Raw genomic sequence first — 25,413 nt, 5'->3', positions numbered from 1 at the left:
AATTTTCTGAATCTCATAAAAATAGGATTGCCGAAGGGGAGGGGAAATATGAAACCACCAAAGTTTGAATACTATAAACCTACCACACTAAATGAAGCATTGAATCTTTTAGAAGAAGCCGGTGAAGATGGAAAAATCATTGCCGGTGGGCAAAGCTTAGTTCCCATCATGAATATGCGCCTTGCATCACCCAAGTGCTTAATTGATATAAATGGTTTATCAGAACTTGATTATATTAAAAATGATGAAAATCAAAATCTGCTTCAAATAGGAACTTTAACAAGACAAAGTAAAGTAGAAGAATCTGAAATGGTAGCCAATACCTGCGGTCTATTAACCGAAGCAATTACCCAAATTGGTCATGTGCAAACAAGGAATAGGGGAACTATAGGCGGAAGCATTGTTCATGCCGATCCAAGTGCCGAGCTCCCACTTGCCTTGCTAACACTGAACGGTTCAGTGCAAATAGCATCAAAGGATGAGGTTCGAAACGTTAGTGCAGAAGATTTCTTTGTTACTTATTTGACGACAGATATTATGCCTACAGAAATCTTAACGGAGATTAATATTCCAATCATTGGAGGTAGACGGGGGTATTCGTTTCAGGAAATTGCCAGGAGGCATGGAGACTTCGCGTTAGTTGCTGCTTCTTGCTATATGACAGTTGATGATCATGACAAGATTTCATCCATAAGATTAGCCCTTGGCGGAGTGGAGGCCATTCCTTTGTTAATAGAGGATGCAGAAGACTTCATGATAGGGGAAACACTGTCCGATTCTTTGCTAGGAAAAATAGTTGAAAGTGTAGAATTAGCAGTTGAGCCCGAATCAGATCTTCATGCTTCAGCAGAGTATCGAACACATCTTGCTAAAGTTTTAACGAAGCGTACGTTAACACAAGCCTATGAAAGGGCAAGGAGGTAGAGAAATGGGACGTCATCAAGTGGAAGTAACTATTAATGGCAAAGTCTATCAAGAAGAAGTGGAATCACGAATGCTATTAAGTGATTTTATCCGAGATGTATGCGGACTGACTGGAACACATGTTGGATGTGAACACGGTGTTTGTGGTGCTTGTACCGTACACGTTAATGGCACGGCTGTGAGAAGTTGTCTCATGTTTGCTGTACAAATAGATGGAGACGAAATTAAAACCGTTGAAGGGTTAGCGAATAATGGTGAGTTGACAGATCTACAGAAAAACTTTGTCGAATGCCACGGTCTTCAATGTGGATTTTGTACACCTGGTATCTTAATGTCTACAACAGATTATCTTGAAAAAAAGCCAGATCCCTCTACCAAGGAAATCAAAGAAATGCTTTCTGGCCACTTATGCCGCTGCACGGGATATGAAGGTATCATTAATGCCATCGAGAAAACGATTGTAAATAAAAAAACAGCGATCTCATCTTAAATAGAAAAGGGGAAATAACATATGACTATAACAGAGCAAACGTATGACCATATTCGGGTAGAGAAAAATGCAGAAAAACAAACAGCAACAATCGTATTCGATCGTCCAGAGAAAATGAATTATATCAGTATGCTCGGCAGAGAACAGCTGACAGAGATTTTTGATGGTTTGAATCAAGATGATGAAGTGCGTGTCATTATCCTCAAGGGAGCAGGAGATGTATGCTTCAGTGCAGGAGGAAGCATCCCGGAATTTATGGCGACCCATCAAGAAAAGCTTTCCCATTTAGCCGAAAACGTGGCTGCTCCTGAACGCTCTCCAAAACCTGTCATCGCTCAGCTGCAGGGATATACGTTCGGTGTAGGCCTAGAACTTGCGATGGCCTGTGATTTCAGGATTGCACGGGAAGATACCCTGCTTGCCCTTCCGGAAATGAATCTAGGAATGATTCCTGGGAGCGGAGGTACACAGAGAATTGCAAAGATTGTGGGCTTAACAAGAGCAAAGGACATGATCATGCGTGCCAGAAAAATTCCTGCAAATGAAGCGTATCAATGGGGTCTATTAACACAAGTAGTGTCTAAAGGGGACCTTCAACAAACAGTGGATTCGTTAGTTGAGGAGCTTGTTCAATTTTCTCCACTTGCTCAGCGTGTGGCAAAAGAAGTGTTGAACGCTTCTGAAGAAAGTCCGTTGGGAGTCGGATTGAAAATGGAAGGGAAAGCCTACGGCCTCCTTCGCACAACAGAAGACTTTAAAGAAGGCGTAGATGCGTTCGTCGAAAAGAGAAAACCTATTTTTAAAGGAAAGTAAATAATGGATAGTAAGTCAACTGAGGTGTTGAGAAACCCCTGAATTCGTCCTTTCCCAGCTTGTAGAGAAAGCGTGGTATTACTCTCTCTACAATCTTTTTTTTGTTCCTTTTGACTTCCTTACAAGGACTTACACCTTTGGATATTTAAAATAATCAAAAAGAAAAATCTTCTATCCTTAGTTGACCAATGAACTATCGAATGATATACAGTTATACCTATTTGAAGAGTAATAATATTATTGTTTAAGAGGTTGTTTACTCAACTGATAGTATTCACGATGGTGTTTATTAGGTTAATTTTCATATCCGTCCTCATTTATAAGAGCTTCATTTCTACATATCTATATAACAAAAAACAATTCCAAATATCCTTAATCTGTTCGAAAAGAATAAAAAAGGTGATATACATGAACTGGTTAGATCGTATTGAACAAAATGTTCCTGTCATTCAAAGTGCAGATCCTATCTGGAAAGCCATTGAATACATGAAGTCTTCACAATTAAATGAGATTCCTGTTTTGTCGGGTCAAAATTTCATAGGAATAATTCATGCAAGGGATTTACTAAATACTGATACAAACCGATTCGTCGAAGAGTACATTGATAAAGACTGTGTTTCAGTCGACGGGACGGAAGTGATTTACGGCTTACCGTGTTTCAACACCCACCAAATTATTCCTGTTGTAAAGGATGGAATTTATTACGGCAGTATCAAATGGAATGAGATTCATCGTTGCCTGCAGGATGAATTAAATCAGTTGATGCTCGTTATAGACAATTCTTATGATGGAATATTGATAACAGATGAGACAGGTTATATTCTGCATATCAATAAGGAGTTTGAACAGATCACTTTACTGAACAAGGAGGTAATGGTCGGGGCGCACATGAACGATATGGTGGATAAAGGCCTATTTCTGAATGATTCTGTGGTGATGAAGACGCTACAATCGGGAAGATCATATACCAACGTTCAGAAGTATAAAAATACTGGAATATATACTCTGGTTACAGCTACGCCGGTTTTCAACCAAAAAGGAGAATTGATCCGGGTTCTGGCAAACGTCAGGGACGTCTCGGACTTAACTAGACTTCAGGAGCAACTTGCTGATTCCAAGAATTTACCTTCGCGCTACCCAAAAGAGCTCAAACAAGTGCGCATTCAAAATATAAAAAGTTCAGGAGAAGTGATAGCCAATAGCCAAGAAATGCTAGATGTGCTTGACCTTGTCTATCATGTTGCATCATCCGATTCTACTATATTATTGCTGGGGGAATCTGGAGTTGGGAAAGAGGTCATTGGCAAAGTGCTACATGAAAACAGCTTGCGTTTTGAAAAAGGATTATTCGTGAAAGTAAACTGTGGAGCGATTCCTCCTAACCTATTAGAGGCAGAGTTGTTCGGATATGAACAGGGTGCTTTTACAGGGGCAAAAAAGGAAGGTAAGCAGGGTATTTTTGAATTGGCCAATAACGGAACTCTTTTCCTTGACGAAATCGGAGAGTTGCCATTAGATATGCAGGTAAAATTCCTGCGGGTTCTTCAGGAACAGGAACTTATCCGAGTTGGAGGAACACAAACAATTAAAATTAATGTAAGGGTTATTGCTGCAACAAATCGAAACTTGGAAAGAATGGTGGAGGAAGGAACATTTCGGCTAGATCTCTATTATAGATTGAATATCATACCAATAACAATTCCGCCACTAAGGGAAAGAAAGGATGATATTACTCAGCTACTTGGTTATTTTTTGAAGAAATTTAATGAGAAACATCAATATTCAAAACGCTTATCAAAAGAAGTTGTGGATCATTTGTTAATGTATAAATTTCCCGGGAATGTTCGGGAGTTATCCAATATAGTGGAACGACTAGTGCTTACCTGCCGTGCCAAGGTCATTAAATTGAAGCATCTTCCCAATATAGCAAGTGAATGTAACGAGATTGAAAATAAACTGAAGATTCAAGAAGGTAAACCTGAGGTAGACTTGCAAATCCTCAAGCCGTCTTGTTACGGTCCTGCAGAAGGAGGCAACCTGGTCGATCTGGAAAAGGAAGCGCTAATCCAAGCCCTGAAAAAATATGGATCAGTGCGAAAAGCTGGTAAGGCCATAGGTGTCACTCATACAATGGTTCTCAAAAAGATGAAAGAGTTTGGGATTACCCTCAATGCGATTCGCTAAAGAACTATGAACATTACTATTCTAATTATGGTTCGTTTTGGATCCGGTTATATATTGAGATTCATATTCGTCGTTGTTTGTTCTGCTTATCGTACATCTCTTTTGTACTGTATAGAGTTACTGGAAATGGTTTATATCTATACAATTTGGATCGTAGGAGGAGCACATGGAGTTTACAAGGATACCTGATTTAGAATTATATCGGACAATTGTGGAAAATTTTCAAGATGGAATTTTGGCAATGAATCAGGAAGGGAAAATTCTATTGGTCAATCAGTCCATGCTTAAATTAAGCGGTTTACCTCTCGAAGCTTATGCTGGGCGGTATATAAGGGATATTGTGGAAAGTGGGATCTTCCAAAAAGAATCTGTCACATTGAGGGCTATTCAGGAAAAACAAACGGTGACCGATTTCCAACAATATCAGAACGGAAGGACTGTCTTGGTTACTGCAATTCCTATCTTTGATGGAGGAAACCGTTTGATTCGGGTGTTATCCATCACCCATGATATAACCGATCAGATAGTTATGAAGAAAAAGGTAGAAGAAATAGAGAGACTTTCAGCAAATTATTATATGGAACTTTTATCACTTCGACAGCATCATTCCAAAAGGGGAATTATCACCGCTAACCGGATGATGAAGGAAATTCTCGACCTTATTCACCATATCGGTCCAACTGACTCAACTGTACTCCTGTTGGGTGAATCTGGAGTAGGAAAAGATGTCTTGGCTAGGGAAATTCATGAAACAAGTAAGCGGAAGGATTCCGGGGCCTTCATCAAAGTGAACTGCGGGGCCATCCCTAAGGATCTCTTGGAATCTGAGTTCTTTGGCTATGATACCGGTGCCTTCACCGGTGCAAAGAAGGATGGGAAGCCAGGATTGTTTGAACTTGCTGATAAAGGAACCTTATTTTTGGATGAAATCGGGGAGTTCCCCTTATATCTTCAGGCAAAACTTTTAAGTGTGCTACAAGACCAGCAGTTTACCCGGATCGGTGGAACGAAGGTGATTCAGGTCAATGTAAGAATTGTGGCAGCGACCAATAGGGATTTAGAATCTATGGTCCTGAGAGGAGAATTTCGGGAAGACCTATATTACCGATTGAATGTCATCCCTATCCAGACTCCAGCATTGAGGGAACGAAAGGACGATATCCCCTTGTTAATCGGCCATTTTCTCCAAAATTTTAATAAGGAATATAATAAGAATAAATCATTTACGATGGATGCTATGGATATTCTTTGCGCATATCACTGGCCAGGCAACATCCGAGAATTGTCAAATATTATAGAGCGACTTGTCCTAACCACTAAAAACGATGTAATAGAACCGAAGGATTTGCCTATTGCAAAACAACATACGGGAGTCAGTCTATCAAAACTCTTAAGAAATGAGGATACCAAAAGTAACTTATTTAAGTCAGTGGAGAAAAATCTAATCGAGAGCATGATTCAGCAGGAAGGGAGTATTCGCAAGGCTGCCAAAGTATTGGGCGTTTCGCATACGACCTTAATCCGGAAAATGAAAAAACATGGTCTATAACGTCTACTCATTATAGAAGAGGCAGAAGAGGTGGTTTAGGAGATGTAAAAGTAAAAAGATATTTGAATGATATACTTCAAGCAGAAATAGAGCCCATTAGAAATAAATAAAATTATTATGAAAAACATTTGGATTTTGTGTTTGAAACATTAAAAAGAGGCAGTCTAAATGCACGTTCAGTAGCAGCAGAAACACTTTTAGAAGTAAGAGAAGCAATAGGAATTAATTATTTTAACTAATGAATAGATGAACCGTAGCAAAATCCTTTTATTGAATAACTATCAACTAAGTATGTAAAAAGAAAGGACATAACATATTTAAGATGTTATGTCCTTTAATTTATCTAGCTTTTTTCAATTAAGGTCTTGATAATATCGTTAGTGGTCGCTGTGACAATTGCGGTAAAGCTCAGTTTGAAAGTTCGGTTAAGAACTATGTATATATTCGTAAATGCAAAGAGTGTGGCATGAAGAAATCGATTTAACCCAATTAAGAAAGAAGTCAAATTAGTTAAAACACAACAGCTTATAGATTGGATCATCTACACGACCTTTATTCCCCCGTTTTGCTAAGAACTTGCTATAATATACCCCTAAAAAAAGCAATGTATTTCAGAGAAATTCATTGCTTTTTTACCATTTGCCCGTACCTCTGTGAAATCTTTCTGATTTCACAACCATGAGTTGACTTTATTGTTGAGGAAGGTTTAGGGCTGTATTTGCTGTATTTAAATCAACTTGTAATTGTTCACTTAAATCATGTGGATGATAGTAACCTTTTGAAATCATATAATTGCTTATCTCTCCGTGTCTTTCTACAGCGACACGAAGCTGTTCTCTTAAGGCTGCTTTCAATTCAGGTGTTTTTGTTTCGGTAATGGCAAATGCAAGATTTCTTATTCCTGTTTTTGCGGATATTAAGAAGTCCGTTGCAATCACCTGATCAGTCATGCCACCCATACCCGCCATATTTTGCAAAAAATTTGTCATTACTGTTCCCCTCGATTCGTCAGAATTTCCTGCAGTTTTTGAATATCTTGTGTCCCAGTGCTCATGTCTTTTAATAGAATATTTTGTAGTTCTGTATCCTGCACTAAACTGCTCATTGTAGAGGACTTTGTTAGACAAAGACTCTTGAAAGATAAAATTTCGTGCGCCTCTAAAGTTTCATGCAGTCCTAAATTTTTCGTCATGATTTTTCACTCCATTTCTTTGAGAATTCACTTACATATCTTTCGTCAAACAAAAGTTTTTATACATTATCATTTACAAAGGTAATGTGTATTTTGCGAAAAAACTACCTATCGGTCCGTATAACAGACAGATGAACAGGGAAAGGTATTTTATAGGATTAGGGAGGTGAACCGTATGGAAAATGAAAGCTTGGCATTTCATGAAACCATGGAAACGCATGAAATTTTAAATGTTAAAACAATAGGTTTAATGAGATCTAAATTAATGCAAGGAATTTGCTTTGACAATGACTTAAAAGCATTAATGGAAAAAGACGTACAACAATCCATAGCTGCTATAAACGAGCTAAAGGGTTTTTATACAGAAGCCCGAACAAACTATGAAAAATGAGGTGAAATTTAAATGGAAATGGATTTTTTAGATCCTCAAGGTGCTGAACATATGCCGGAAATGGCTGATTCCTCTTTCGCGCTAGATTTTCTACTCTCTATCAAAAGTGGGATTCATACTTATGGTATTGCATTATCTGAAACAGCGAATCCCGCATTGAGAAAAGCACTGTACCAGCAAATGGAGCAATCTATTGACTTACATGGTGAGTTATCCGATTTAATGATCAGTAAGGGCTGGCTTTATCCGAACGATGTAGGTAAACAGGTGGAATTAGATTTGAAATCAGCCGATATGGCGGTTAGTATTGCTGGAATGAATCTTTTCCCGAATGATACTGACAGACTCGGCATGTTTGCAACGCCGAATAAATAAAGGAGGAAAAGCATCATGAAAGCCGTAACTTACCAGGGCAATAAAAATGTACAGGTTAAAGAAGTTAAAGACCCTAACATCAAAAATTCGGATGATATTATCGTAAAAATCACTACTTCAGCGATTTGCGGCTCCGATTTGCACTTAATTCATCAAATGATTCCCAATATGCCTACAGATTATGTGATTGGTCATGAGCCGATGGGGGTTGTTGAGGAAGTTGGACCAGGGGTAACTAAGGTAAAGAAGGGAGACCGGGTCATTATCCCCTTTAACGTTAGCTGCGGGAGCTGCTGGTATTGCGACCACGACCTTACAAGTCAGTGCGATAATTCAAATCCTCATGGGGAAATGGGTGGTTTTTTTGGATACTCAGAAACAACTGGTGGGTATGCAGGCGGGCAAGCTGAATATATGCGTGTTCCTTATGGAAACTTTACTCCGTTCAAAATCCCAGAAAACTGCGAGGTAGAAGATGAAAAATTGGTGTTGCTCGCTGATGCAGCATCTACAGCATTCTGGAGTGTAGATCACGCAGGTGTCAAACCTGGCGATACGGTTATCGTTTTAGGCTGTGGTCCAGTAGGTCTACTTACTCAAAAATTCGCTTGGTTTAAAGGGGCGAAAAGGGTGATTGCTGTCGACCATCTCGATTATCGTTTAGAACATGCAAAAAGGACGAATAAAGTCGAAACCGTAAATTTTGCACAGTATGAAAACACTGGCGAATACCTTAAAGAAATCACTAAAGGTGGTGCAGATATCGTTATTGACTGTTCCGGGATGAGTGGCAAAATGACTCCGATGGAATATCTTGCTTCGGGTCTTAAATTACATGGGGGAGCCATGGGAGGGATTGTAATTGCGTCCCAAGCAGTGCGTAAGGCGGGAACCATACAGATAACAGGCGTTTATGGCGGCCGTTATAATGGGTTCCCTCTTGGAGATATTTTCCAAAGAAACGTGGATATTAAAACCGGACAGGCTCCTGTTATTCCATATATGCCCTACCTTTATAAACTAATATCAGAAGGAAAAGTAGATCCTGGCGATGTTGTAACCCATGTACTTCCAATTGACCAAGCAAAGCATGGGTATGAAGTATTTGATACAAGGACAGATGGATGTATTAAAGTGGTCCTTAAGCCATAAAGATGGTTGTTTTCATTTGGAAAAATAGATTTTACAACTATGTATATGGACTATGAGTAAGAAGAGAAGGTATCAAACCCTTTTTTTACTTTTTGGTGTAATTTTCACTTCTGGATGAAATACGCATAGAAGATTTTAGAAAAGTGAACACCCCTGTCTTGAGAGCTACATTTACCTTATTCAAATTAAGCACCAGAAAAGACGATTTTGCCCACGTTAATGGAAAATCGTTTTTTCTGGTGCTCTAAGCTATCTTTTTTTCAAAGAGGTTTTTTTCATTAAGTAAAACCCACGACCTCATAACTATAAGGGGCAAATTAGTTAGATATTATTAAATGTCCCTTGAAGAAGCAAGTTGTGGTTATCGAATGACAATCCGACTAATTCCACTGAAAAACCTCATTCTTTTCCGAATGTACCTCAAAAAAGAATATTAACCAATATGCGTAACATTTCAACAAGCTCGATGGGACATGAGATCCCGTAATGCTCCTTACCTTTGAACACAAAGAATGGAACTTCCAATAGGGGTTCCATTCTTTTTTGTGTTAAAAAATAATTGCGATTATTCAAGTTAATGGTAAACAAGCGAGGCCACTAATTAATTAGTGACATTGCTAAATATTGATTGATCTTGGCAGAGAATATTTTGTTATTTCCCAAAAAGTAAAAAACATATAACAAATCGTGGTTGGGGTGAGAACATTCCAAAACTCCTTTCCGCACTTCATTCGACCTACACCACTTTATTCGACCTAGACCATACTTTATTCGACCCACACCGTACCTTATTCGATCTACACCGCACATTATTCGACCTACACCGGATTCCAATTAGGAAGTCTGGAGTCGAACAGCGGGACATATGTCCTTTCAGGAATCTTTTATCTAGTATTTAATAATGGAAAGAAAGAAGGGTGGAGAAAAAGTGAAAGGGGTTTTCTTATCATTTTTAGGCGGAGCTTTTCTAACGTTGCAAGGTGTAGCCAATTCCCAAATCAGCCGGGACCTTAGCACGTGGCAAGTCGCAACAATTACACAGTTCACTGGTTTCATCATTGCTGGGTTGATTTTATTTATGATGCGTAAAGGGGATTCTCTTGAATTTAAAAAAGTTAAACCGTTGTTTTTGTCGGGTGGAACCTTTGCAGCGGTGATTATTTTCAGTAATATTTCGGCTTATAAACAAATCGGAGTGACTTTTTCGGTGTCAGCTCTATTGCTGGCGCAGCTAAGTCTAAGCTTTGTCATAGATAGCAATGGATGGTTTGGGGTAACAAAACAGAAGATGCAATTACCTCAGTTCATTGGGCTTGGCTTGATGATGGCAGGAATCCTTTTATTAGCGGTATAATTGTATGGATAATAATAGGCAGGAAGTGAGTGAATCTTAATCAGATGAAAGAAATAATGAATTCGGAAAAACTCAATCACTATTTGAAGGCCCATCAGTTGGAAAACATTTTTAAAGGAGCCTTGATGCCCTATTTATCTCTATACCGGGTTAAGCCTGGTGAATGCATTTGCTCCCAAGGCGATCGAGTGAATTATTTGTACGTCCTGGTTAAGGGGAAAGTTAAAGTGTATACGACATCAGTTGAAGGCAAGAATCTGATTTTGTCATTCAAGACCCCACTTGAAGTAATTGGAGATATTGAATACATACAGGGAATTGAAATCATCAATACTGTTGAAGCGGTATCGGATGTCTATGTAATCGGCATACAGCATCAATGGTTAAAAAAGTATGCCGAAGGTCAACCGGCCTTCCTGCAATTTTTACTAAGGGTCATCACCCAGAAGTTTTATATTAAATCCAAGTCACTTAGTTTCAATTTAATGCATCCAGTCGAAGTAAGGCTTGCAAGTTACCTCCTATCCGTTTCGTTCGATGAAACAAGTGCCCATATCACTGGAATGCTGAATACAGAGAGCTTAAAGGATATTGCAAACTTTATTGGGACAAGTTATAGGCACCTGAATCGAGTCATCCTGAATCTTTGTAAGAATGGTTTGATTGATCGGTCCGATGGGTTCATCCAAGTTAAGGACTGGGAAGGGTTAAAGGCACTGTCCAGCCATAATATCTATGAGTAGAAGGTTTATATGATTTGAAGGAGGCGTTACAATGTTGATTGGATTAAGTTGGGCAATCCTCGCGGGTTCAATGGTCAGTTTACAAAACGTTTTCAATAGTAAAGTAAATGAACATGTCAATCCTTGGTCAACGACGACACTAGTATTAGGGTTGGGCTTTCTTGCTTCGTTTTTCAGCGGGTTCGCATTTGAGGGAATAGAGCTTTTTCAACTGCATAATATGAAGCCCTGGTATTGGTTCAGCGGGTTGGTTGGCATAGGTGTGGTCATTTGTGTGACACAGGGAGTTAAGTTGCTGGGATCTACCTTCGCCATTTCAATCGTGATGGCGGCACAGCTTGTATTTGCTCTGGCTTGGGATTCTACAGGTTTGTTGGGGCTGGAGAAGGTTCCCTTTACATTGAAGCAGTTGGGGGGTATCCTGATTATCATTGCCGGGATGATAGTATTCAAAATAGGTGGGAAAAGGAAAATGCTTTTGATATGAACTAGAAAGAACATGGTTTGGTCACGGGTATTCAAAGTTGGATGGAAACATTGAATGGAGCGATACACATGAACAGGTACAAAGCTTTATTTTTTGATATGGATGATACACTTTTAGATTTTCAGAAGGCAGAAAGTGATGCACTGCGCTTACTTTTCAAGGAGCAACAAATGTTGTATACACCGCAAGCGGAGGCGCATTATAAAACAATCAACCAAAACCTGTGGAAGTCATTTGAAAAGGGGGAAATATCACGGGATGAGGTAATCAATACGCGATTTTTAACTTTTTTTAAAGAATATGGCCGGGCGGTAGACGGGGTTGTACTGGAGAAAACCTATCGTCGTTACTTGGAACAAGGGCACCATGAGGTTAATGGGGCACATGAATTGGTTGCGATTTTAGAGCTGCACTATGATTTATATATTGTGTCAAATGGGGTTTCCAGAACCCAGGATAAACGCTTGAGAGATTCAGGTTTGCATGCTTATTTTAAACAAATTTTCATTTCAGAGGATACTGGATATCAAAAGCCTATGAAAGAGTTCTTCGATTACGTATTTGCCAGTATTCCTTATTTTAAACCGGAACAAGGATTGATAATTGGGGACTCATTAAGTGCAGACATAAGAGGCGGCCAACTTGCCGGCATGGATACCTGCTGGTTTAATCCTGAATGGAAGCAGAATGAAACGGGAATTGAGCCAACCTATGAAATCCAGCAGCTTAGTGATTTATATTCCATAATAAACAAAGCATGTGACTTGAGTTACAAAAGTTAGTTGCTTTTTCATTCCGTTCAATACTATATAATAAAGGAAATGCTATATAATCAAGTATAACCTGATGAAAAGAAGTGAATTAAATGGCTGAGCCCTTAAAGGATTTATATAATGAAACATTCATTCGTGAATTCGGTGAAAAAGTAAGCAGTGTCCATCCGTCCTTCTCTACTGATTTATTTGTAGAAGAAGTGATTGATGAGCATTGGGACGAGAGGAAATTAAAAGAACGAATTAGACATATTTCGATTACCCTTGGAAAGCATCTTCCAAGTGATTACCAAGAAGCTTTGAATATTTTATATCGAATTGATAAGGATTGTGAAGGATTTAGATATCTATTTTTTCCGGATTTTGTAGAGGTACATGGATTGAATAAGGGGGACTGGGCGTTATCGATAGATGCGTTGGAGCGTTTTACTGCAAGATCGTCTTCCGAATTTGCCATCCGTGCATTTATCTTGCTTGATCCCGTTGTAATGATCGAGAAGATGAAGGAATGGACCAAGCATGAAGATGAGCATGTCCGGAGGCTGGCTAGTGAGGGATGCAGGCCCAGGTTACCTTGGGGGCAAGCTTTACCGATGTTCAAATCAGATCCGGCACCAGTATTGGAATTACTTGAGAACCTGAAAAACGACCCGTCCCTATATGTTCGCAAAAGTGTGGCCAATAACTTGAATGATATTGCAAGAGATAATCCAAATGTCGTCATAGAAACTGCCAAGCGTTGGCATGAAAGCGGAGAACCCAACACGATTTGGATTGTCCGACGGGGATGCAGGACCTTAGTTCGTCAAGCAGATCCTGAGGTCCTTTCCTTATTTGGATACATGGATGTATTGAATAATCCGAGTATCATTACAAAAGCATTTATTAGAAATGAACCAGACTCGATTTTTATTGGGGAAACCAGTGAACTTCATTTCGGGTTTCAAGTGCATGTGAAGAATATAGCGAAGCTTCGTATTGAGTACGCCATCGATTTTGTAAAAGCCAATCAGAAAACGTCTCGCAAAATATTCTTGCTGGCAGATAGGAATTTCACGGATGGAGAACAAGTTGAGAGAGTGAGATTCCACAATTGGAAAGACCTGACGACACGTCGTCATTACACGGGAATCCATCGAATCTCCCTTCTCGTAAATGGAGTGGAAGTTGCAGAAACGCATGTCAAACTAAACAATGAATGTAATGGATTTTTTTAAAAGTTTGGGAGATCTTGATTAATTACAAGATGAGCAGCACTTATAGCTGACAAACGAGGAGAGCCTGAGCGTTCCTCGTTTTTAATTATTTCATGATAGTGAAACCTTGCAATTAACTCATAAAAAAGCAATCAAATCCAAAAAGTTGGATAGCTCCGATTGCTGCGCAAATTATTAATTAACAATGCCAGGAAAACGATTATCACGGAACCAATTAACACAGGCGTAAATAAATAGCTCCAGCTATAATGACCAAGCATAATTACAAGTGGATCTGCCCCTGCTGGTGGGTGTGTCGTTTTTGTCATCATCATGACGGCAATTGCTAATCCGACTGCTAAGCCGATTGCCCAAGGCTCATCACCCAAAAAATGATAAGAAGCTAAACCTACGAATGTTGAAACAAAATGGCCCCCAATAATATTCCGTGGCTGTGATAACGGCGCGTTCCATAGACCGAACGCCAGTACACAACTGGCACCAAATGGAGCCATTAACCACAAAGCCGATGTCATTTTTGTTAAAAGAATTAAAGCGAAAATAGTTAAAAATCCACCGATTAGCCCGGTTAGTGCGTCTTTTACATTTATCTGTAAAGGACTTCTTCCTTGTCCCTTCATTTTAGCTAAAAACCGTATATGAAATGAGCGTGTTTCTTGTTGTCTAGCTACTGTTATGCGGTCCATTATCCCCCTCCTTTTTTATATAATTAGACTTTACACGAAACGAAATAACCTGTCAAAATCATTTTAATGGTTAGTTAAAAAAGTCGTAAAAAAACCAACTCTTTTAATAAGGGATCTTCATTCATCATCAGATTTCCGGTGTTGAAATCGGGCGACCTTTTTTCTATTCCCGCATATTTTCATTGAACACCACTTGCGTCTTCCGCTTTCATCGATAAATAACAGTACGCAATCATCATTCGAGCATCGCTTTAGTGATGATAGCTTATTTTCTTCGATTAATGTTAATGTGTCAAAAGCAATATAAGATTGCAGGATATCTTCAGCTTCTCCAACAGGTATGGGAACCAGTTTTTGATCACTTAATTTATAAGTGAAAGGTGATGTTTCAATTTTATTTTCTAAAAAAGCGATAAACTCAGCAGGAATCGGATTCCCAGCTGCTATTGATTCAAATTGTTTTCTTAAAATAGTACGCATTTCTAGAACGCCTACAAATACCTGTTGAATTCTTTCTTTCATTTTTAAGGATGGCTGACTATCCCAATATGGGTTTTCCCTTCTTATTACAGAAATCCAGTCCAGCACATCCCGTTCTGAAAGAAATAAGTCTTGGCGCTGACCACGACTGACTAGTTCCGTATTCACTAAATCCAGAGATGGATGACCTGATATAAGTGGAAATTTATTGTTTTTAGACATGAATTCATCTCCCATTTCCCTGATAAATTCTAACCATTAAAGTGTTGATTGAGAGGTTATTTTATCATTATACTCTATTTCGGAATTTCTCAGCTACTCGTCTGTCTTGAGAGATTACGGGTTAACATGATTGTTATAGAATAATAAATGAAAGTACATGATACTCAATCACTTATAAAGTGAGGAAAAAAGTTATTGACAAAACCTGTACGTACAGGATAATATGAAAGCGTATACAGAACCTATACGTACAGGTTATAAAAACAACTATATTTTGCTTTCTAGGGAAAGGAAGTAGTGAAATGGGTAAATACACAGAACCAGCAACGGATTTGCTCCAACATGTCGGAGGGAAAGAAAATATTGCGACGGTTACGCATTGTGCAACAAGAATGCGTTTTGCGTTGAAAGATCCCGCTAAGGCGGACGTAACGAATATTGAATCGATTAAGCTTGTGAAAGGAACGTTTACACAAGCTGGCCAGTTTCAGGTCATAATCGGGAATGAAGTATCTTCGTTTTATAATGAATTCGTTTCCATAGCTGGACTTCAGGAAGCATCAAAAGAAGATGTGAAAAATGCAGCAAAACAGAATATGAGCTGGCTGCAGCGTATGATTGCCCATCTTGCGGACATTTTCACCCCGCTGATTCCTGCCATAGTCGTTGGCGGACTCATTCTTGGATTCCGCAATATTATTGGGGATATAAAAATGTTCGATGATAGCACAAAGACCCTTGTGGATATTTCACAATTTTGGGGAGGGGTCCACGCCTTCTTATGGTTGATAGGTGAAGCTATTTTTCATTTTCTTCCTGTTGGGATTACATGGTCGATCTCGAAGAAAATGGGCACGACACAAATTCTCGGCATCGTCCTTGGTTTGACCCTGGTTTCCCCACAGCTTCTTAATGCATATGCAGTGGCAAACACAAAGGCAAGTGACATACCTTTTTGGGATTTTGGTTTTGCCCAGGTCGATATGATCGGCTACCAGGCCCAAGTCATCCCAGCGATACTGGCAGGGTTCGTCTTGGCGTATTTAGAACGGTTCTTGAGAGATAAAGTGCACAATTCCGTTTCCATGATCGTCGTTCCATTTTTCGCTTTACTTCCAACAGTAATCATTGCCCATACCATTCTGGGGCCTATAGGCTGGAAAATCGGTTCTGTCATTTCTACGGTTGTTTATTCCGGATTGACTTCTTCAGTTGGCTGGCTATTTGCTGCCGTTTTCGGCTTTGCCTATGCACCGCTTGTCATCACAGGCCTGCATCACATGACAAACGCAATCGATCTTCAGCTAATGAGTGAACTTGGCGGTACGAACCTATGGCCGATGATCGCATTATCCAATATTGCACAAGGTACGGCAGTGCTAGCAATGATTTATATCAACAGAAAAGACCAGGAGGAAAGACAGGTTTCCATACCTGCTACGATTTCATGTTATCTCGGTGTAACCGAGCCAGCCATGTTCGGGATTAACCTGAAATACGGCTTTCCGTTCTTAGCCGGTATGATCGGTTCACTTTTCGCAGGAATCGTTTCAGTCGGATCTGGAGTAATGGCAAATTCCATCGGTGTTGGAGGGATTCCAGGTATCCTATCCATCCAGCCGCAGCATATGGGAATGTTTGCACTCGCGATGATGGTTGCATTCGTTGTGCCATTCATTTTGACTATCGCATTCTCCAAGCGTCCTAATATGAACTTGAAAACAAGAACGAAAACAACGAAATTAAATGCTTAATAACGCGGAGGGAGAGCATTCTCCCTCTTTTTTACCATACTGGCAAAAGATACAGCAGGGATAGCAGGGGAGGAATTACAATGAAGGATTTTAAAAAAAGTACCATCTATCAAATTTATCCGAAGTCATTTAAGGACTCGAACGGTGATGGCATCGGGGACATTAATGGTGTTATTGAAAAACTTGATTATCTGAATAAACTGGGAGTGGATTATATTTGGCTGACCCCTTTTTATCGTTCACCGCAAAATGATAATGGCTATGATGTTGCGGATTATACATCCATTGATCCTGTTTTTGGGACGATGGATGATTTTGAGAGATTGGTGAAGGAAGCTAATTCTCGGGATATTCAAATCATGCTGGATATGGTATTCAACCATACATCAACAGAGCATGAATGGTTCCAAAAAGCATTGACTGGAGAGAAAGAATATAAGGACTATTATATTTTCAAGAAATCGCAAAATGGAGAGCCCCCTACGAATTGGATTTCAAAATTCGGAGGCCCTGCATGGGAATATGTAGCGGAACATGATGAATACTACCTCCATTTGTTTGATCGGACACAAGCTGACCTTAACTGGGAAAATCCCAGAGTGAGGCAGGAAATCTTCAATGTAGTAAACTTCTGGATGGATAAAGGTGTCAAAGGATTCCGTTTGGATGTCATCAATCTTATTTCGAAACCTGACATTTTTGAAAATGACCAAGATGGAGATGGACGTTGCTTTTATACAGACGGTCCCAAAATTCATCAATTCCTTAAAGAGATGAATGAAGAAACTTTCGGGAAGGATGAAGAGGTGATGACTGTAGGGGAAATGTCATCGACGACCATTGACCATTGCATCAAATATTCATCTCCAGTTGAAAAGGAGCTGTCCATGGTGTTCAATTTCCATCATCTAAAGGTGGATTATAAGGATGGGGAAAAGTGGTCACTAGCAGATTTTGACTTCAGGCAGTTAAAGGAAATCCTGAGCAGCTGGCAATATGGGATGCAAGAAGGAAATGGGTGGAATGCGCTGTTCTGGTGCAACCATGACCAGCCGAGGATCGTATCAAGGTTCGGGAATGATCAAGAGTATCATAAGGAATCGGCCAAGATGCTGGCAACAGCCATTCATATGCTTAGGGGAACCCCTTATATTTATCAAGGGGAGGAAATAGGGATGACCAACCCGAAATTCAATGATATTGAACAATATCGGGACGTGGAATCGATTAATTATTACAATATATTAAAAGAGGCGGGCAAGGATGAAAAGGAAATAATCGAAATCCTTCAAGCTAAATCCCGTGATAACTCGAGAACTCCCATGCAGTGGGAAAATGCGGAGCATGCAGGCTTTACAAAAGGGAATCCATGGATTACAGTGCCTGATAATGCCAAGATCATCAATGCTGAACACGCACTGATGGATCAGGATTCCATTTTTCATCATTACCAAAAACTTATATCCTTACGCAAGAAACATGATATCATTGCGTATGGGGACTATCAGCAAATTCTTGGCGACCATGACCAAATGTTCGCCTATGTACGCAGTTATGAAGACGAGAAACTTTTGGTCATCAATAACTTTTATGCAAAAGAAGCGTCCTTCGAAATGCCAAAAGATATAGACCTATCCGGATACAACTCAGAGCTCCTGCTCTCAAACTATATCAATTCGAAAAAACTTGCAGGTGATGTTATCCTTCGTCCCTATGAATCGGTTGTCTATTTGTTGAAAAAGGACGAGTAGCAGACTAAGAAAAATATATTGTGGTGATGAAATGAACAGCAAATATCTATCGCTATATGGCGATATCGTTTCAAAAATTGAAGAAGGAATCTTTCCGACAAATTCAAAGCTACCATCTGAAAGCAGCTTTATGGATGAGTATGATATATCCAGGGATACTGTGAGAAAGTCCTTACAATTGCTAGAACAAAATGGATATATCCATAAAATCAAAGGCAAGGGTTCCTTTGTCTTGGATTTCAGCAAATTTAATTTTCCTGTAGCAGGGTTGATTTCCTATAAAGAAATGGTGGAAAAGTTGAATTTGCATTCCAAAACGATCATCCACAAGTTGGAGCTTGAGACTCCCGATTCAAAAATGGCCAAGCTTTTAGATTTGAATGATGGTGGAAAAATGTGGAAAGTTTTCCGGGTACGACAAATCAATGGGAAGAAAATCATACTGGACAAAGACTATTTCAAGAGCGAATTCGTAACTAACCTGACCAAGGAAATTTGTGAGGATTCTATTTATGGATATATCGAAAAGGAACTCGGGCTCCAGATTGGTTTTTCCAACAAGGAAATTACCGTGGAGCCATGCAGTGAGGAAGATAAACAATTATTGGACATTGAAGACTTCGATATGGTGGCAGTTGTAAAAAGTACGGTCCATTTAATCGATGGAAGCTTGTTTCAATATAGCGAATCCAGGCATAGACCCGATAAATTCAAGTTCACGGACTTTGCAAGAAGGACTTGGTGAGAAAACTCTTGAAAGTTCAGCTCCATTTAAAATGTGAACGCCGACGTGGCAGGCGTTGAAGACATTTTTATTTTTGAACGAGCGGGGAGAGGAGGAGAGACAAACTTAGTTTGACTCTCCTCCCGCTTGTTTAGTCGTATGGGTAGCATTAAGTAAAACCACTCCGCCAATGATTAATACTAAGCCGCCTAATGTAGTGATACTAAATGGTTCACTCCATAATAGTACGCCAATTAAAGCCGTTAAAGCTGTGCCTATTCCTGACCAAATGGCATAAGCTAAGCTTAACGGAATCGTTTTAAGACATATAGATAAGCTATAAAATGCAATTCCAAATCCTATTATAACCCCAAATGAAGCGAATAAATGCGTGAATCCTTCAGACAACTTAAGCATGGTCGTACCAAATACTTCGCTTATGATGGATATTCCTAGTGCTATGTATCCTTTCATACTATTACCTCCAATTACTAACTTGTTAATTGCCCCCACTCGAGAGCTTCAAAACCACTACTCCTCCAATGATCAGGACCAAACCTAAAAATTTTTTCATGTTAAAGCTCTCTTTGTAAACGATAACTCCGACTAAAGCCGTTAAAGCTGTGCCTATTCCCGACCAAATGGCATAAGCCGTTCCAAGCGGTATGGTTATTAATGATAACGATAGGCAATAAAAAGCCAAACCCATTCCAATTACCACTCCAATGGAAGGGAGTAACCTTTTAAACCCGTTTGAGACTTTTAACATCGAACTGCCAAACACTTCACTTAGGATGGCTATTGCCAAAAATGCATATGGATTCAAGAAGAACTCCTCCTAAATATTGATCTATTTTTCAATCACTTCCCCCAAGAATCTTATCATCTAAAGAACTCATATAAAACTAATACCACCTATAGTGAATTTCAAATTTTTTGTCACTGCATTTCACGCTCAGTATTAGGCTGAAAGTGATACAAAAAGCTGCTTTTTCGAACCTGATAGGAACATATAAGAAGGGTGAACAGGGGTTTTTAGGGATTTTGTCGAATTATTCCTTTAATGATTATATTGGGGTGAACTTATTTCATGGAATTTATAATAAATAAAGAATCAGAGGTGATGCGGGGTTAAGAATATCACTGGATGGAAGTTTTTTATTGGATGCCTTAAAAGCGATAAAGGAAAAAGAGGTAAAGCTAAGTTTTGGCGGTCCAATGAGGCCTGTCTTAATCGAGCCAAGCGATAATTCTTCTTATCGTCATCTTATATCACCAGTGAGAACATATTAAAGAACAAAGGCTATAAAAAACGAACAACAGGGTGAACGGCAATAACTGATAAAAAAATGTGTCCGTCCATCAATTCAAAACTAGTTAATATATTCAGATGTTTTCGGGATGTAAAAAGGGATTTTCTAAAGGAGAATCCCTTTTTACTACTTCTTCAACTAACGACCCTTAAATCAAAAGCAAAACAAAAAGGCCTTGGTTATACCAGTAAGTTTATTTGGCTAAGAAAGCCAGCAGCAGACAATAGTGGATTTTGGAATAAACGTACGTATTTCATCAGAAATTCCCCATATCTGCATTTATAAAAATAATGTTCCTTTATTTAGGCAAGCTTCTCCATTATCCATTGTTTAATTAACTTTGCGACTTGGGGCGGCGAAGTGGTAGAAGTGTCTAAAGTGGGTATTGGTGGAACAGATGTTTTGGCTTCTTGAACTAACTTCTCAGATAGTACATTCATATAATTGATGCTGTCAGTCGTCCATTTGCCACGAGCCGATAATCGTTGTGTACGTGCTTCACCGTTACAATAAAGATGTAGGTAATGAACTGGATTAAATAAAGGGAAATGGTCGCAAATTTCAACATTATACGGATCGGGTACATTGCCGAATAATACGGAATTACGTCCGGAATAAGCACTATAATAGGCAACTTTCAACCAATTATCACATGCTGTTTGATAGTCGTCATTGTTAACGATAAGATCCATATCAAATACATTGAAATCCACCATGATTTTCTGCAATTCCAGTGAAGTTGCTGATTTACCTGAGCCACTAATGCCAGTCACAATAAAAAGAGGGTAAGTCATGATCATCACCTTCCAGTATGTTAAGGAAATAGATTACTAATATCCTAATGGTATATTCCACTTATTTATTAGTATGTTCAAACTGTTAATTTGCGTCTTTTTATTACCCAGAATGAAAAAAGAACTTTGCCTGCCTCTTTAGGAACGCGATTCTTCTTTACGGCTATTGACTGGCCTATATAAATAATCGTACTTTGAATGTGGACATTACTGGTATAAGGAAATCACAGGATTTAGAAAGGGGGATAATTATGTATGTTAGTCAAACCAGGAATCATGAAGTAATTGCAAAATTAAATCGAAATGTTCACGATCTGCATGCAAAACTCTATCCTAAGCATTTTAAGGAATATAATTATAGTGCAATGAAAGAATCTTTCAAAAGTTTGGTGGAGAATAACAGTTTTGTTTTTCTCGTTGTAAAAGAACATGAAGAACCGGTCGGTTACGTATGGATTGAAATTAAAAACTATCCAGAAAGTGCTTTTAAAAATGCGTATAAATCAGTATATGTGCATCAGCTTAGTATAGTTGGAAATCAAACCAAAAAAGGTTACGGTAAAATACTAATGAATGAGGTCTATGAAATTGCCAAAAAGAATGATATAGATTTAATTGAACTGGATTATTGGTTTGAAAACAAAGCTGCAAAAGAGTTTTACGAGAAACAGAACTTTAAAAAGTATAGGGAATTTGCATTTAGACAGTTGTAAATCCATTGACTGTCAATATTCAAAGGTTGAAGGAAGGAATTAAAAAAACCCCGAATTGGGGTTTTTTTAATTAGTATCTTACCATTCTCCTTGAAAAACTGGGGGGTTGAGGAACTCCACAAATAAAGCTTTGGGAATAGCACTCTTTCACGATACTTCGGGTATGCGGTATATATGTGTTGAAGTGTTTATTCACGGTAGTTGTATGTGTCGGGTGAAAAACCGGAATCACCGTGTTAATGACATTAGTTTTTACATATTGCTTTGCGGGGGAGATTTGTGGTGGATTATACTGGGTAGGCATTCTGTGAGGTGGGCAATATTGTCGTGGACATTGACCGCCTTTCGGATGCCCCCAGGGCTTATTATACATGTAAACACCTCCTGGTTCTTTTTTGAAAGTCATTATTAGTTTATGAAAATAAATGATAAAGGGACTAGTATAAATGCCTTTATCAAAAATATCCTGGGCATATCAGATTTTTCACTCATCTTAAAAAACATTAATTTAAACGAATTCGGTTAATCGCTTGACGAACAAATGACTTGTGTCTTTTTCGCCAGTTATTTTCCTTGCTTTTTTCGAAGCCCCACTCAGGAAATGAAGATAACCTTAATGCGGCAAATAATTGCCAGTAGGGTAAGCTTGTAAAATTCACCTCAGGCATCATGGATTTATATTGATTGGTGAAGTCATTCATCGCCTGCATTCCAAAATGATATAAGATTTCAAGTTGACTATTGGAAAGGTCCGCCAAAGGGTCCCCTATGCCTGAATCTTCCCAATCAATTATGGAAACGAGTTTATCCTCTTTCCATAATAGATTTCCTGGCCAATAATCACCATGAAGGATCACTTCCTTATTCATGGATGGTAAAGGCGTGAAATATTTTAATAAATCCCTAATCAAGCTCAGATTTAATGTTTCGTCCAGGATTACCCTATCGTTATTATTTAACATCTCGGTATATGTATTTTCTAATTTAGGCAGGAAGGATAAAGATAGATTTGCACAATCAACACGATGGATTTTTGCTAGATTGATTGCTGATTGTAAGATATGATCTTTGAGATTTGAGGGAGTGAATTCTGTCTTGCCCTCAATAAACTCGATAAGTATGGATGGCTTGGAAAAAATCTCGCACGATTGCTCAAGATGATATGACATCGGTACAGGCAAACCAGCAGCTTTCAATATCCCTAATAGCTTGTGTTCATCTGCTGCAACATTTGGATTCCGTTTTAGGTCATCTTCACCATGCTGACGAACGATCATTTTCATAATCCGCCCTGAAGGATATAATACTTCAAGGCCTGTAATCTGTGCAGAAATACCGCCTTTTAATTCCCATGCGCGAATCAGCTTGCTTCCTTGATCAAACTTTTGAACCAATCGTTCAAACTTACCAAATTCATTCATCATACAACTCTCCTTTTAAAATTTAAGCTATAGGATAAGTTTTCGAATTAAAGCATTATGTTAGACCTTCAATAAATGAAACCAATAGCTTGATACACACGTAGAGTAATCTAAACAAAGTGAGATGCGCTGACATTGAAAATAGAAAAATATAAAGTGGAAAAATCAAAAGGGACATTACAATACATATTAGTGGAAAAGGCAAACCAAATATAGTTTTGATTAACGGTGCTTCTGGACCGATAGAAGGTTGGATGAAAATACTGCCGGCAATTTCGGAAACAGCATCTGTATTTTCCTATAATCGCTTTGGTGTTGTTGGCAGCGATAAACCGAAGGAAAGCCAAGACGGGAAAAGTATGGTTAATCCTTTACGTGAGGCATTAACAACAGTGGGGTTTGAACCTCCATACTTATTGGTCGGACATTCGCTAGGCGGCCTATATGCTAATTTATATGCCCGACTTTACCCAAATGAAGTGGGGGAATAATGTTTTTAGAATCCAGTACAACGAAAGATATTAGCCTTAATGAATATCAAGGCAAGGCTGTAAAAACCATTAATAGGTTGTTCAAGGTGTTTGATTCCTTATCATCGCATAAACAATTCAATGAAATTAATTTTGTGAAAAAAATTGTGGATCAAATCCAGCAAACTGCTACATTTCCCGAAATACCTGTATTTATCATTACTGGTGGACAAGAAAATCGAATGATGCCAGAGGAAATTCGAAAAAAACGACTTGAGAACCAATTGGAATTGCTTTCATTGTCAAGAAATAGCAAACAAATTGTCGCAAAAAAAAGTGGGCATTTCCCGCAATTGTCAGAACCAATTAGAGTGATTGACTCAATCAAAGATTGTGCAGAACAATTAAATAAAACAAACCATAACTAAATAAATGCAAACATTTTTTAGAGTATTTTTGTTAATGTTGACTTTAATAATCTCTCTGTCTCCTTCTATCACTTTATTTTATAGATGCCCAATAATTCCTGATAGAATAGTATACAAATGGAGGAAGGCTTTATGAAAAATTTTCCTACCATTTTGCGAATGTCATCATATAATGCCATGACACCTTTAGGGTGTATTTTTTTTGGACCTGTAGCCGAGAAGATGAATTCTTAGTTTGAAATTTCTTTAATCAGATAGTTATGTGTACAAGCATTTATTGATGCGTAACATAAGATTAATAGAGGTGATAGAAATGGTAAAAGTATTTATTGATCCCGGCCACGGCGGTACGGATCCAGGCTCGGTGGGGAATGGATTGAGAGAAAAGGATTTAACTTTATCCATTGCAACTCGAATCAAAGACATCTTATTAATCGAATATAATAACGTTTCTGTAAAAATGAGCAGGTACCAAGATACGTACCCCTCTTTAAACGATAGGACGAATGCAGCGAATGCGTGGGGAGCCGACTTTTATCTCTCCATTCACATAAATGCTGGCGGCGGCACTGGGTATGAGGATTACGTTTATACGTCTACGAATCAGATTACGAAAACGTATCAAGATCATATTCATTCAGAGGTCATGAAGCTTATCAATATCCAAGACAGAGGACAAAAAACAGGAGATTTACATGTGCTCCGTGAAACGGACATGCCTGCACTCCTGACTGAAAATGGATTTATCGATAATGTCAATGACGCAGACAAATTGAAAACGGCATCCTTTATCGAATCACTGGCTCGCGGACATGTAAACGGTTTAGTTAAATGCTTCAATCTTAAAAAGAAAAATACAGCTGTATACCACACAGCCGTTAGTGGTGACACCGTATACTCTTTAAGCATTGCTTATGGCAGTACGGTTCAGCAAATTAAAGATTGGAACGATCTTGACAGTCAGTACACCATTACAGTAAACCAGAAATTGCGGGTTAAATGAATCATTAATA

Annotated in this window: 31 protein-coding genes; 22 read left to right on the top strand and 9 right to left on the bottom strand. The window is 38.7% G+C overall.

All coding sequences use genetic code 11. From position 1 onward, the window contains the following. Positions 1–48: 48 nt before the first annotated feature. The 6 genes from ACFVS1_RS11630 (at position 49) to ACFVS1_RS26885 (ending at position 6,444) form a co-directional block, all read left to right on the top strand. A complete protein-coding gene (locus ACFVS1_RS11630) occupies positions 49–924 on the top strand; it encodes an FAD binding domain-containing protein (protein WP_144529309.1) in 876 nt (291 codons plus the stop codon). 4 nt (positions 925–928) lie between these two features. Next, positions 929–1,414, top strand: coding sequence for a (2Fe-2S)-binding protein (locus tag ACFVS1_RS11625; RefSeq protein ID WP_352920947.1), 486 nt, complete (start codon positions 929–931; stop codon positions 1,412–1,414). 21 nt (positions 1,415–1,435) lie between these two features. Beyond that, entirely contained in the window at positions 1,436–2,227 is a 792-nt protein-coding gene (locus tag ACFVS1_RS11620) for an enoyl-CoA hydratase/isomerase family protein (RefSeq protein ID WP_101225175.1), read from the top strand. A 408-nt stretch (positions 2,228–2,635) separates the two neighbouring features. Further along, positions 2,636–4,411: a sigma 54-interacting transcriptional regulator gene (locus ACFVS1_RS11615; RefSeq protein ID WP_387547438.1), complete on the top strand. Its 1,776-nt coding sequence runs from the start codon at positions 2,636–2,638 to the stop codon at positions 4,409–4,411. Between the two features lie 166 nt (positions 4,412–4,577). Continuing rightward, positions 4,578–5,960, top strand: coding sequence for a sigma-54 interaction domain-containing protein (locus ACFVS1_RS11610; RefSeq protein ID WP_387547436.1), 1,383 nt, complete (start codon positions 4,578–4,580; stop codon positions 5,958–5,960). 373 nt (positions 5,961–6,333) lie between these two features. After that, on the top strand, positions 6,334–6,444 hold the full coding sequence (locus ACFVS1_RS26885) for a DUF8096 family protein (RefSeq protein WP_483878257.1): 111 nt from the start codon (positions 6,334–6,336) through the stop codon (positions 6,442–6,444). 205 nt (positions 6,445–6,649) lie between these two features. On the opposite strand, the gene ACFVS1_RS11605 is transcribed toward ACFVS1_RS26885, so the two are convergent. Continuing rightward, the gene (locus ACFVS1_RS11605; RefSeq protein ID WP_144529305.1) at positions 6,650–6,949 is read right to left on the bottom strand and encodes a spore coat protein; all 300 of its coding nucleotides are present in this window, start codon (positions 6,947–6,949) and stop codon (positions 6,650–6,652) included. Continuing rightward, positions 6,949–7,152: a hypothetical protein gene (locus ACFVS1_RS11600; RefSeq protein WP_352920937.1), complete on the bottom strand. Its 204-nt coding sequence runs from the start codon at positions 7,150–7,152 to the stop codon at positions 6,949–6,951. The genes ACFVS1_RS11605 and ACFVS1_RS11600 overlap by 1 nt, the downstream gene beginning before the upstream one ends. Positions 7,153–7,327: 175 nt before the next feature. Between ACFVS1_RS11600 and ACFVS1_RS11595 the strand changes: the two genes are divergently transcribed. From ACFVS1_RS11595 to ACFVS1_RS11560, 8 genes are all read left to right on the top strand, one after another. Then, a complete protein-coding gene (locus ACFVS1_RS11595; protein WP_352920935.1) occupies positions 7,328–7,543 on the top strand; it encodes a spore coat protein in 216 nt (71 codons plus the stop codon). A gap of 12 nt (positions 7,544–7,555) precedes the next feature. Further along, the gene (locus tag ACFVS1_RS11590) at positions 7,556–7,918 is read left to right on the top strand and encodes a spore coat protein (RefSeq protein ID WP_241589722.1); all 363 of its coding nucleotides are present in this window, start codon (positions 7,556–7,558) and stop codon (positions 7,916–7,918) included. A gap of 15 nt (positions 7,919–7,933) precedes the next feature. Then, entirely contained in the window at positions 7,934–9,070 is a 1,137-nt protein-coding gene (locus ACFVS1_RS11585; RefSeq protein ID WP_352920933.1) for a zinc-dependent alcohol dehydrogenase, read from the top strand. A gap of 928 nt (positions 9,071–9,998) precedes the next feature. Further along, complete coding sequence (locus ACFVS1_RS11580; RefSeq protein WP_387547432.1) at positions 9,999–10,424, top strand: DMT family transporter; 426 nt, start codon at positions 9,999–10,001, stop codon at positions 10,422–10,424. A 44-nt stretch (positions 10,425–10,468) separates the two neighbouring features. After that, entirely contained in the window at positions 10,469–11,167 is a 699-nt protein-coding gene (locus ACFVS1_RS11575; protein ID WP_387549319.1) for a Crp/Fnr family transcriptional regulator, read from the top strand. Between the two features lie 31 nt (positions 11,168–11,198). Continuing rightward, on the top strand, positions 11,199–11,654 hold the full coding sequence (locus ACFVS1_RS11570; protein WP_387547429.1) for a DMT family transporter: 456 nt from the start codon (positions 11,199–11,201) through the stop codon (positions 11,652–11,654). A 68-nt stretch (positions 11,655–11,722) separates the two neighbouring features. Continuing rightward, positions 11,723–12,436 carry a YjjG family noncanonical pyrimidine nucleotidase gene (locus ACFVS1_RS11565; RefSeq protein WP_387547427.1) on the top strand — a complete coding sequence of 238 codons (714 nt, stop codon included), beginning with the start codon at positions 11,723–11,725 and terminating at the stop codon, positions 12,434–12,436. 83 nt (positions 12,437–12,519) lie between these two features. Next, the gene (locus tag ACFVS1_RS11560) at positions 12,520–13,644 is read left to right on the top strand and encodes a DNA alkylation repair protein (RefSeq protein ID WP_387547424.1); all 1,125 of its coding nucleotides are present in this window, start codon (positions 12,520–12,522) and stop codon (positions 13,642–13,644) included. A 131-nt stretch (positions 13,645–13,775) separates the two neighbouring features. Here the strand turns inward: ACFVS1_RS11560 and ACFVS1_RS11555 are convergent, their stop codons facing one another. Beyond that, entirely contained in the window at positions 13,776–14,330 is a 555-nt protein-coding gene (locus ACFVS1_RS11555; protein ID WP_352920925.1) for an HPP family protein, read from the bottom strand. Positions 14,331–14,447: 117 nt separating this feature from the next. Beyond that, entirely contained in the window at positions 14,448–15,032 is a 585-nt protein-coding gene (locus ACFVS1_RS11550) for a CGNR zinc finger domain-containing protein (protein ID WP_387547421.1), read from the bottom strand. Positions 15,033–15,334: 302 nt separating this feature from the next. Between ACFVS1_RS11550 and treP the strand changes: the two genes are divergently transcribed. The 3 genes from treP (at position 15,335) to treR (ending at position 19,282) form a co-directional block, all read left to right on the top strand. After that, positions 15,335–16,786 (top strand): PTS system trehalose-specific EIIBC component, encoded by a 1,452-nt coding sequence (treP, locus tag ACFVS1_RS11545; RefSeq protein WP_352920921.1) that lies wholly within the window; start codon positions 15,335–15,337, stop codon positions 16,784–16,786. Between the two features lie 80 nt (positions 16,787–16,866). Then, positions 16,867–18,537: an alpha,alpha-phosphotrehalase gene (gene treC / locus ACFVS1_RS11540; RefSeq protein WP_387547418.1), complete on the top strand. Its 1,671-nt coding sequence runs from the start codon at positions 16,867–16,869 to the stop codon at positions 18,535–18,537. 31 nt (positions 18,538–18,568) lie between these two features. Then, positions 18,569–19,282, top strand: coding sequence for a trehalose operon repressor (gene treR, locus ACFVS1_RS11535; RefSeq protein WP_352920918.1), 714 nt, complete (start codon positions 18,569–18,571; stop codon positions 19,280–19,282). Between the two features lie 105 nt (positions 19,283–19,387). On the opposite strand, the gene ACFVS1_RS11530 is transcribed toward treR, so the two are convergent. Both ACFVS1_RS11530 and ACFVS1_RS11525 read right to left on the bottom strand, forming a co-directional pair. Next, positions 19,388–19,735, bottom strand: a complete 348-nt coding sequence (locus tag ACFVS1_RS11530) for a DMT family transporter (RefSeq protein WP_352920916.1) — start codon at positions 19,733–19,735, stop codon at positions 19,388–19,390. Positions 19,736–19,760: 25 nt separating this feature from the next. Continuing rightward, the gene (locus ACFVS1_RS11525) at positions 19,761–20,087 is read right to left on the bottom strand and encodes a DMT family transporter (RefSeq protein WP_352920915.1); all 327 of its coding nucleotides are present in this window, start codon (positions 20,085–20,087) and stop codon (positions 19,761–19,763) included. A gap of 287 nt (positions 20,088–20,374) precedes the next feature. Between ACFVS1_RS11525 and ACFVS1_RS11520 the strand changes: the two genes are divergently transcribed. After that, complete coding sequence (locus ACFVS1_RS11520; protein ID WP_387549317.1) at positions 20,375–20,554, top strand: hypothetical protein; 180 nt, start codon at positions 20,375–20,377, stop codon at positions 20,552–20,554. 322 nt (positions 20,555–20,876) lie between these two features. Here the strand turns inward: ACFVS1_RS11520 and ACFVS1_RS11515 are convergent, their stop codons facing one another. Then, positions 20,877–21,368: a DEAD/DEAH box helicase family protein gene (locus tag ACFVS1_RS11515; RefSeq protein ID WP_352920912.1), complete on the bottom strand. Its 492-nt coding sequence runs from the start codon at positions 21,366–21,368 to the stop codon at positions 20,877–20,879. A gap of 251 nt (positions 21,369–21,619) precedes the next feature. Between ACFVS1_RS11515 and ACFVS1_RS11510 the strand changes: the two genes are divergently transcribed. Then, positions 21,620–22,081 (top strand): GNAT family N-acetyltransferase, encoded by a 462-nt coding sequence (locus tag ACFVS1_RS11510; protein WP_352920910.1) that lies wholly within the window; start codon positions 21,620–21,622, stop codon positions 22,079–22,081. A gap of 70 nt (positions 22,082–22,151) precedes the next feature. Here the strand turns inward: ACFVS1_RS11510 and ACFVS1_RS11505 are convergent, their stop codons facing one another. Further along, entirely contained in the window at positions 22,152–22,385 is a 234-nt protein-coding gene (locus ACFVS1_RS11505) for a spore coat protein (protein WP_260357963.1), read from the bottom strand. A 199-nt stretch (positions 22,386–22,584) separates the two neighbouring features. Further along, complete coding sequence (locus tag ACFVS1_RS11500) at positions 22,585–23,505, bottom strand: aminoglycoside phosphotransferase family protein (RefSeq protein WP_387547412.1); 921 nt, start codon at positions 23,503–23,505, stop codon at positions 22,585–22,587. Positions 23,506–23,756: 251 nt separating this feature from the next. Here ACFVS1_RS11500 and ACFVS1_RS11495 point away from each other — a divergent pair, with 251 nt between their 5' ends. From ACFVS1_RS11495 to ACFVS1_RS11485, 3 genes are all read left to right on the top strand, one after another. Then, complete coding sequence (locus ACFVS1_RS11495; protein WP_387547410.1) at positions 23,757–23,993, top strand: alpha/beta fold hydrolase; 237 nt, start codon at positions 23,757–23,759, stop codon at positions 23,991–23,993. Then, positions 23,993–24,400, top strand: a complete 408-nt coding sequence (locus ACFVS1_RS11490; protein WP_387547408.1) for a hypothetical protein — start codon at positions 23,993–23,995, stop codon at positions 24,398–24,400. Before ACFVS1_RS11495 ends, ACFVS1_RS11490 begins: the two co-directional genes overlap by 1 nt. A 313-nt stretch (positions 24,401–24,713) precedes the next feature. Beyond that, entirely contained in the window at positions 24,714–25,403 is a 690-nt protein-coding gene (locus tag ACFVS1_RS11485; protein WP_387547405.1) for an N-acetylmuramoyl-L-alanine amidase family protein, read from the top strand. Positions 25,404–25,413: the final 10 nt, after the last annotated feature.

It is taken from the genome of Peribacillus sp. NPDC058075 (genome assembly GCF_042885195.1).
Classification (GTDB): Bacteria; Bacillota; Bacilli; order Bacillales; family DSM-1321; genus Peribacillus.
Note: the sequence above shows the minus strand (reverse complement) of the source record. Positions and strands in the feature narration are given on the sequence as shown.